The 7,519-nt window shown below is 61.6% G+C and carries 8 protein-coding genes and 1 pseudogene; 8 read left to right on the top strand and 1 reads right to left on the bottom strand.

Annotated elements, in window-relative coordinates:
- Positions 1–116 (bottom strand): annotated as a pseudogene (locus EFD55_RS33840) (TetR/AcrR family transcriptional regulator); the annotation flags it as partial.
- 126 nt (positions 117–242) lie between these two features.
- Here EFD55_RS33840 and EFD55_RS18965 point away from each other — a divergent pair.
- From EFD55_RS18965 to EFD55_RS18935, 8 genes are all read left to right on the top strand, one after another.
- Positions 243–938, top strand: a complete 696-nt coding sequence (locus EFD55_RS18965) for a hypothetical protein (protein ID WP_125846567.1) — start codon at positions 243–245, stop codon at positions 936–938.
- Positions 939–1,061: 123 nt separating this feature from the next.
- Positions 1,062–2,480, top strand: a complete 1,419-nt coding sequence (locus EFD55_RS18960) for a Dyp-type peroxidase (RefSeq protein ID WP_210276256.1) — start codon at positions 1,062–1,064, stop codon at positions 2,478–2,480.
- A gap of 22 nt (positions 2,481–2,502) precedes the next feature.
- Complete coding sequence (locus EFD55_RS18955; RefSeq protein ID WP_125846566.1) at positions 2,503–3,621, top strand: DUF4331 family protein; 1,119 nt, start codon at positions 2,503–2,505, stop codon at positions 3,619–3,621.
- A 2-nt stretch (positions 3,622–3,623) separates the two neighbouring features.
- Entirely contained in the window at positions 3,624–4,406 is a 783-nt protein-coding gene (locus EFD55_RS18950; protein WP_245438504.1) for an acetoacetate decarboxylase, read from the top strand.
- Positions 4,407–4,468: 62 nt separating this feature from the next.
- A complete protein-coding gene (locus EFD55_RS18945) occupies positions 4,469–5,254 on the top strand; it encodes an SDR family NAD(P)-dependent oxidoreductase (RefSeq protein ID WP_125846564.1) in 786 nt (261 codons plus the stop codon).
- Positions 5,254–6,288 carry a tetratricopeptide repeat protein gene (locus tag EFD55_RS18940; protein WP_125846563.1) on the top strand — a complete coding sequence of 345 codons (1,035 nt, stop codon included), beginning with the start codon at positions 5,254–5,256 and terminating at the stop codon, positions 6,286–6,288. Before EFD55_RS18945 ends, EFD55_RS18940 begins: the two co-directional genes overlap by 1 nt.
- 12 nt (positions 6,289–6,300) lie before the next feature.
- Positions 6,301–6,471, top strand: coding sequence for an FAD-dependent oxidoreductase (locus EFD55_RS33835; RefSeq protein ID WP_245438503.1), 171 nt, complete (start codon positions 6,301–6,303; stop codon positions 6,469–6,471).
- The gene (locus EFD55_RS18935) at positions 6,398–7,516 is read left to right on the top strand and encodes an NAD(P)/FAD-dependent oxidoreductase (RefSeq protein WP_245438502.1); all 1,119 of its coding nucleotides are present in this window, start codon (positions 6,398–6,400) and stop codon (positions 7,514–7,516) included. The genes EFD55_RS33835 and EFD55_RS18935 overlap by 74 nt, the downstream gene beginning before the upstream one ends.
- Positions 7,517–7,519 lie beyond the last annotated feature (3 nt).

The raw sequence follows: 7,519 nt of genomic DNA, 5'->3' as shown, positions 1-7,519 counted from the left end.
GAAAATTCCGTGCTCTGGGACTCGCTGAGGACATCGAGTGCGGCGCCTACGATCGCCCTGTGAAGGTCGCCATGGTGATACGGACGCTGCTCTGTCGTGGAAATGTTTTCGGTCATATCAGTCCATTGGGTCTTTAAGTTGCTCATGTCAACATTTTTGACCATGCGATGTTGACATTGCCCACACTGCGGTCTAAGTGGGCGCTGTCAACATCATTACATGCATCAATTTGGAGACTGCAAATGAGCCATGACGGCACGAACACGAGCGGATGGGGCCTGCGTTACCCAGGTCTTGTCATGGGCAAGGGCGGCAAAAACGAGGTCAAGGAGTTCACCGGCATGTGGGCGTTGAAGCCCGACGCCGACCTGGTGGCGTTCACGGATACGCTTAGCCGCGAGGTCCCTGTATGGGGCGGGCCTGGAAAAACGTTCTCGGAAGCGACGACGATGCTCGGTCTGATCCGGACGGCGCGCTGGTTCGTCGCCAGGACCCAGGATTTCGATGGCTACACCCTGTTCTTCATCTCCCAGTTCGACGGGACTCTCGACAAATATTTCGACGACTTCGTTCTCAACGGTAAGGAGAACCTGACGAAGATATGGGGTCAGTGCGTAGGGTGTCCGAGCGGCCCGGATGCGACGGCGCGCGACGTCGTGGAATTTATCGCGCGCGGTCAGATTAAGACCCTGGCCTGTTACGATGTCTTTCCGAGCCTCAGTCTCGGCCAGATCTACAAGGCGGCAGACTGGTATGAAAAGACCCAGAAGTTTCAACGCGCGGTCTCCAAGGGCGACCTCAATCTCGAGGACGCCGTCAATGCGTTCTTCGGAGAGCTGGCCGAATCCTACAAGCAAGTGCCAAGCGACGCGATGATCGACACCGAGGTCGGTCGCCAGTGGCAGTACGAGGATGTCGCCGAACACATCGGCAAATGACGCCCGCGAACACCGTCAGTACCACCTGACCCCCCGGGAGATGAGGTCGGCCGTTCGCCCCGGCTCGGGGCGGCTTCATCTCCCGACGACTGCGTCGAACTCAATGCGACAAGGATTGCGACAATGGCGATTCTAGGTTCTCAGCCTGGCTTAACGTCCGCTGACCTCAAGGCTAATCTGCATGACATCCAGGACAATGTCGTGACGCCTATTCTACTGCGATACGGGCGTCACATCTTCCTGAGGTTCAACGACGGCGCGAAGTCGCGCGCATGGCTGCGCAACATGTTCCAACGCGTCAATGCCCGCCAACAGGAGCACGGGAGGGGGTTCACGGTCAATATCGGGTTCACCCATCACGGCCTGAAGGCGCTCGGACTTTCGGAACGCGCGCTCGCCAGCTTCCCCGAAGCGTTCCGGGTCGGGATGGGAGGACGTGCAAGTGCAGTAGGCGACCTAGGTCCCCACGCGCCGGAACATTGGGAGGGCGGCCTTGGAGGGCCTGACATCCACGCGATGGCATGGCTCCGAACCGATTCCGACCAAGGTAGGGAAGAGGCAACAAAAGTCCTCCGCGAGGAATTTGAAGCGACCGGCGGTGTCGAAATCCGGTTCATTCAGGACACCATGGCGCTCGCGCATGAAAGCGGAATAGGCTCCGAAGGCGAACATTTCGGCTTTGCCGATCCAATCTCTCAACCGCCGATCGAAGGCGCGGATATGCCCTCCTATCCTGGCGATGGCGTACTCGAAACCGACGGCACGTGGCGCCCGCTGAAACCGGGCGAGTTCCTGCTCGGCTACGAGGACGAGGTCGGTCCCGGCGGCACGCTGATGCCGGAACCATTCGAACTGCGGCTGAACGGAACCTATATGGTGTTCCGCAAACTTTATCAGGACGTGGCAGCGTTTCGTCGATACTTAGCGACCGCTGCGCGGTCGCTCTATGGCAGCGACGATCAGCATCACCGGGACCTGGTGGCGGCCAAACTCATGGGTCGCTGGCCCAGCGGTTGCCCGATCGACCTGTCGCCCGAGAAGGACGATCCGGCCATTGCCGCCGACCGTGACCGGCGCAACGATTTCACCTATGCCGGCGACGACCAAGGCCTGCGGTGCCCGCTCGGCTCGCACCTGCGTCGCAGCAATCCGCGTGCCACACCCCTTAAACGTGCGACTGCCGTAAAGCGCCACCGACTGGTTCGGCGCGGCGTCGAATACGGACCACATCTTAAGGACGGCGCGCTTGAGGACGATGGCGTCGATCGCGGCCTCGTCAACCTCTTCCTGCAGGCCGACATCGAACGGCAGTTCGAATTCGTACAGGCAGAATGGATGAAGGGTGGCGAGTTCCTGGGCCTCGATCCCGCCGAGCAAGACCCGATCAATGGCGTCGGGGGCGAAGGATCGCAAATGTCCGTGCCGGGCGCCAAGCGACCGTTCCTGTTCGATCTGCCCACCTTCGTCACGGTCAAGGGTGGCGAGTACTTGTTCGTGCCAGGGCTGACCGCGCTCAGGGGCATCATCGAACAAAAATTCTGAACCACGGAAAGAGACGAACCCAATGTCAGACCATTTCAGCGGCCCCGCGGTCATGGACGATCCAGCGGTGGACATCACCGATTTCTACGCCTTTCCCAGCCCGGAACGCCCAGGGAATCTCGTCCTGATCATGAATGCGTTTCCCATGGCCACATCGCGGTCTTTCTTCAGCGATGTTGTAACCTATCGTTTCCGGCTGCGACCGCTGACCCGCTCGGGCGACAGCTTCGCGCACGGTCCGGCGGAACATGCGATCGACGTGCGTTTCAGCGACGTGCCCGACGGGACGTCGGCGCAGAAAGGTACCGTCGTCACCTCGGATGGGCGGGAGGCGAGCTTCGTCACTGGCGAGCCGTCGGAACTCGATGGCATGCGCCTCTACGCGGGACTGGTCAGCGACCCATTCTTCATGGATGTCGAGGCGACCATCCGCACGGACATTTCCGGCAAACTTTCGTTCGGAGCGAAGGGCACGAACACCGTCGAGTTTCGCGACGTCTTGACGATCGTCGTCGAGGTGCCGTTTGCCTCGATTATCGAACATTTTGATGGCGTCACACTGATCGCCGCCGTTGCGGAAACGTTTCTCGCACGCGGCAGCAAGCCGGTCCGGTTCGAACGTGTCGGCCGGCCGGAAATCAAGAACGTCATGTTGTCGAACGCGACACGGGAACCGGAGGGCGTCGAGCTTCGAGACCTCTACAACAGGGAGGATGCCTTCTCCCTCTCCAGGGAATATCGGCCGCTTTACGAGGCCCGTGTCGATGCAACGCTTGCGTTCTTCGACGGCCTCGATGGCGAGATGGCATGGCCCTCGGCAGCGGACGGCCGACATCCCATGTGCGATCTGCTCTTGAGCGACTACCTGGTCCTGGATCTCGCTCATACCTTCGCGACCGGCAGTTTTCTCGAGATCGAGCGGGCAGTGCTCGAGAACCGCCCACACGCAACCGCCGGCGGTCGTTGGCTGGACGATGACATTCTGGACGAGATGCTCACGCTGCTCGTGAACGGCGGCCGCGGCGAGCGGCTGGGCGATGGGGTCGACGGTCCGACCAATCCGGCCGCTCCGGTCTTTCCTTACGTACGCCAAGCCAATCAGCGGACGGACCTTCCCGTGCCCGCATTTGTGGAGAAATGAACATGGACAGCATGAAACACAACGGTAGAGTCTCCGACTGGTTCCCAGAGTATCCGGTGATGTCGACCCTGAGGCCAAGCTACCCGCGCGGGCCGTGGCACTACAAGGACATGCACCAGCTCATCGTCACCTACGAGAGCACCGCGGAGGCCGTACGCGCGGTTGTCCCGAGACCTCTCCAACCAGCCGAGGGCAACCGCGTCACCATAGAGTGGCGGAACATGACCGACGTCAGCGGATTCGGGCCGTACGTTGAGATCGGCCATTCGGTGGCATGCACCTTCGAGGGCAAGCCGGTCATCTACGTCTTCCAGGCATTCCTCAACAGCGAGTCCCCGACCCTCGCCGGTCGGGAGATTCTCGGTTTCCCGAAGCGACATGGCGAGCCCGAGCTGAAAGCCGTCCGGGAGGTGCTGACCGGCACCCTCTCCTATGGTGGCACGCAGGTCGCGCTTGCGACCATGCCGTATCGCATGGTCGACCTGTCTGATCGCCTGGCCGAGATCGAGCAGGAGCTGCAAACGACCCAGCTCGTGCTCAAGCTCCTACCCGACGTCGACAACCACACGCCGAAGGTCGCCCAGCTCGTGAAGGTCAATCTTTACGATGTCCGGTTGAAAGGCGCATGGGGCGGCCCCGCGGAACTGTTCATGGTCCCGCATGTCGGCTGCCCGGTCGCGGCACTGCCGGTCGTGCGCGTTCTCGAAGGCCGCCAGCACCTCTGGGACATGACGCTCAACGACGGCGAAGTCGTCTACGACTACCTTGAGGCCGAGCGCCGCTAAGTTGGAACAAGAAATCTGATTTTTTGCGAGTGGGAGACCACCGCCATTGATGGAGAATTGAAATGGATGAGTTGAAGGGCAAGGGCGCCGTCGTGACCGGCGCCGCATCGGGCATCGGCAAGGCGATCGCGACGGCATTTATCGAAGCGGGCGCGAGCGTAGTGCTCTGTGACGTCAATGCGAAAGCGCTTGACGAGGTCACCCGCGAACTCGGTGATCGCGCAATCGGCTGCTTGACCGACGTTTCGGACGAGGTTCAGGTCCAGGGCGCCATGATCACCGCATGCGACAGTTTCGGCTCGCTGGATATCGTCGTTAATTGTGCCGGCTTTGGTGCGATCACGCCGCTTACCGAACTCTCCGCCGAAAAGTGGAGCGCCGTTCAGGCCGTGACGCTCGGCGGGGTCTTCTTCGGCGTCAAAAATGGCGCCCGGATCATGATCGAACAGGGACGGCCGGGCGTAATCATCAACATCTCCTCGGTGAATGCGCGGCAGGCAGGCGAAGGTCAGGTGGCCTACTGTGCCGCGAAGGCCGGGGTGGACATGATCACCCGTTGCGGCGCCCTGGAGCTCGGTGGTCGAGGTATTCGCGTCGTAGGCATCGCGCCCGGTCTGGTGGAAACGCCACTGACCAGAAAGGAACTCGACAATCCCGTCATGCGTGACCTCTTCCTCGGCGTCATCCCGATGAATCGCGCTGTAGCAGCGGAAGAAATCGCGGCGGCGGCCGTGTTTCTCGCGTCCGACAAGGCGCGCTCGATCAACGGTGATACGATCGCGATCGACGGGGGCTCGCTGACGCGGGGCTATCCTGCGCTGCTGACCGGCCTCAAGGTTGCCTCCTGATGATGATCCAGCCCCATCGCTATACAAGCGGGCGGATTGCTCTCGCCAACCTGTCGACATCGATCGACGGGTTGGAGCGGGAGCGTGCTGCGGGTGGGAGTTCCGAAAGCTTGCTGACGCTCGCGAAACTCCTCTTTCTCCGCGGCGACGTGCTCGGCAGAATCGCGGACCATGACCGGGGCGAGTCCATCGCCGCTGAGGCGATCGACATGTCGTCCAACTGCGCAAGAGCGCTCTATGTGCGCGCGCAGATGGCGGGACGCTTCCACCGTTTCGCGAAAGCCAAAGCGCTTCTCGCTCAAGCGCTGGTGGCTGGATATTCGAGACAAGAAATTGAAGCAGAACGGGCGGCTCTGCTTCAGGCGACGGGATACTATAATGAAGCGCTGGTCCTGCGTGAAAGACTGGCGAAGCGCAATCCTCGGATTGATACGCTTGCAAGCCTCGCGACGCTGCTGGCGGAAATGGATCAATGGGGCAGGGCGGAGACCTACTATGCGGCCGCGCTCGACGCCGACGATGGAGTATCTCCGTTCCCCTGTGGGCAACTGCTCTTCGAATGGGGAGTGAGTTCGATGCGCCGAGGCGATCTGGATCAAGCGGAGGCGGTCTTCGCAGCGCTCGACGTGGTACTGCCTGCACATGTTCCGGGACGCGGGCATCGTGCCGAGGTTGCGTTCGCCCGCGGGAAGTTGGACCTTGCAGAATCTCTCGTCACCCCCCTGCTGGAAGCCTCCGATGATCCGGAGTACCGCGCGCTCTACGCGGAAATTCTCGCCGCGTGTGGCGACGGCAGGTCCGCCAGATACGCCGAACTCGCAGGCGAGGCATATGAGCGTCTGCTGGCGCGTCGGCCCGAAGCCTATGCGGACCATGCGGCGGCATTTTTCATGGGGATCGGCAATCGGCCAAAGCGAGCGCTCGATCTGGCCTTGGTCAATTTAAAACTCCGAGACACGCCGAGGTCGCGCAAGCTCCTTGCCAGGGCGAGTGCCGCCGAACAAGCCACCCGGGCCCGCGAGTTCGCTGTATGATGAACGCTCACCTTGCCGGCCGCGACAAACCAAACATCGCGATGCAAGATCGCTGTCATTGGCGCCGGTTTCGCCGGCCTGGCAGCCGTCCGCGCCTTACGCGACAGCAATGCCGACATCACGCTCGTCGACCGGAACAATCATCACGTGTTTCTCAACCGTTTCTCTTCCAGGTCGCCATGATATCCTGGTGGTCGCGACGGGAGCGCAGACGAGCTATTTTGGTCACGAGGCGGAATGGGCGCCGCACGCGCTTGGATTGAAGTCGCTCAGCGACGCGGTCACCGCCCGCAATCGACTTCTGAAGGCGTTCGAGCGAGCCGAATTGGAGCCTGATCCTGAGAACCAGGCGCGCGACATGACGGTGGTCGTCGTCGGCGGTGGGCCGACGGGCGTCGCGATCACAGGCACGATCAGCGAGTTTACCCGAAGGACGCTCGCATCCGACTTTCGAAATATAGACCTCGGCAAGGCGCGCGTCGTACTGGTCCAGTCGGGGCCAAGATTGCTGCCGACCTTTGGCGAACGACATTCAGCCTATGCGGCCCGCGCCCTGGAAGGCCAAGGGGTCGAGGTAAGGCTGGGCGTTCCCGTAACTCACGTGGACGCAGCAGGCGTCGTCGTCGGCGGCGAGCGCATCGCCGCTGCGACCGTATTGTGGTGCACTGGCGTTCAGGGAGTGCCACTGGCACGCACACTCGGCGCGCATGTCAAACCGGACGGAACAGTAGCGGTCCTGAATGATTTTTCAGTGCCGGGACATCCTGAGTGTTTTGTTGTCGGCGATGCGGCCCATGTCATGGGCTCTGATGGCCGGGCGATGCCGGGCCTGGCGTCGGTTGCGCAGGATCAAGGCAAATACGTCGGCAGACTTATCGCAGCACGCCTTGCGAACACCCGCTACCCCAAGCCTTACGCGTCATTCACGCCGAGCAAGCTGGCAACCATCTCTCGGAACGTCGGCGTCGCGGAATTTCGCGGCCGTTCAATCATCGGCTTTCCCGCCTGGTTGTTGTGGGGACTGCTGCATTTGCGAACCTTGTCCGGCGGGGGCCACGCAAGGCTTTCGATCCTGGCAAACTGGGTGCGCCTCCTGACTACTTACCGTCGTAGCGGACGGCTGATCGTCGAGCCGTCCGAACTCGTAGCCAGTCGGCGCGGGCACGCTCCGGCCGTTGACGAAAACACTGCGACCGCGACCTCAGAGGTCGCGGTGTCTTGCAGGTGATTA

The organism is Rhizobium pisi, from assembly GCF_003938655.1.
GTDB classification, from domain to species: domain Bacteria; phylum Pseudomonadota; class Alphaproteobacteria; order Rhizobiales; family Rhizobiaceae; genus Rhizobium; species Rhizobium pisi.
The sequence above is the reverse complement of the archived record's forward strand: the minus strand, read 5'-3'. Positions and strand labels throughout refer to the sequence as shown.

What these genes read in the sequence shown, in the direction of transcription:
- EFD55_RS18935 (WP_245438502.1), top strand. Translation starts at nt 6,398, where the DNA reads ATGCCGACATCACGCTCGTCGACCGGAACAATCATCACGTGTTTCTCA.
- EFD55_RS18945 (WP_125846564.1), top strand. Translation starts at nt 4,469, where the DNA reads ATGGATGAGTTGAAGGGCAAGGGCGCCGTCGTGACCGGCGCCGCATCG.
- EFD55_RS18950 (WP_245438504.1), top strand. Translation starts at nt 3,624, where the DNA reads ATGGACAGCATGAAACACAACGGTAGAGTCTCCGACTGGTTCCCAGAG.
- EFD55_RS18960 (WP_210276256.1), top strand. Translation starts at nt 1,062, where the DNA reads ATGGCGATTCTAGGTTCTCAGCCTGGCTTAACGTCCGCTGACCTCAAG.
- EFD55_RS18955 (WP_125846566.1), top strand. Translation starts at nt 2,503, where the DNA reads ATGTCAGACCATTTCAGCGGCCCCGCGGTCATGGACGATCCAGCGGTG.
- EFD55_RS18940 (WP_125846563.1), top strand. Translation starts at nt 5,254, where the DNA reads ATGATGATCCAGCCCCATCGCTATACAAGCGGGCGGATTGCTCTCGCC.
- EFD55_RS18965 (WP_125846567.1), top strand. Translation starts at nt 243, where the DNA reads ATGAGCCATGACGGCACGAACACGAGCGGATGGGGCCTGCGTTACCCA.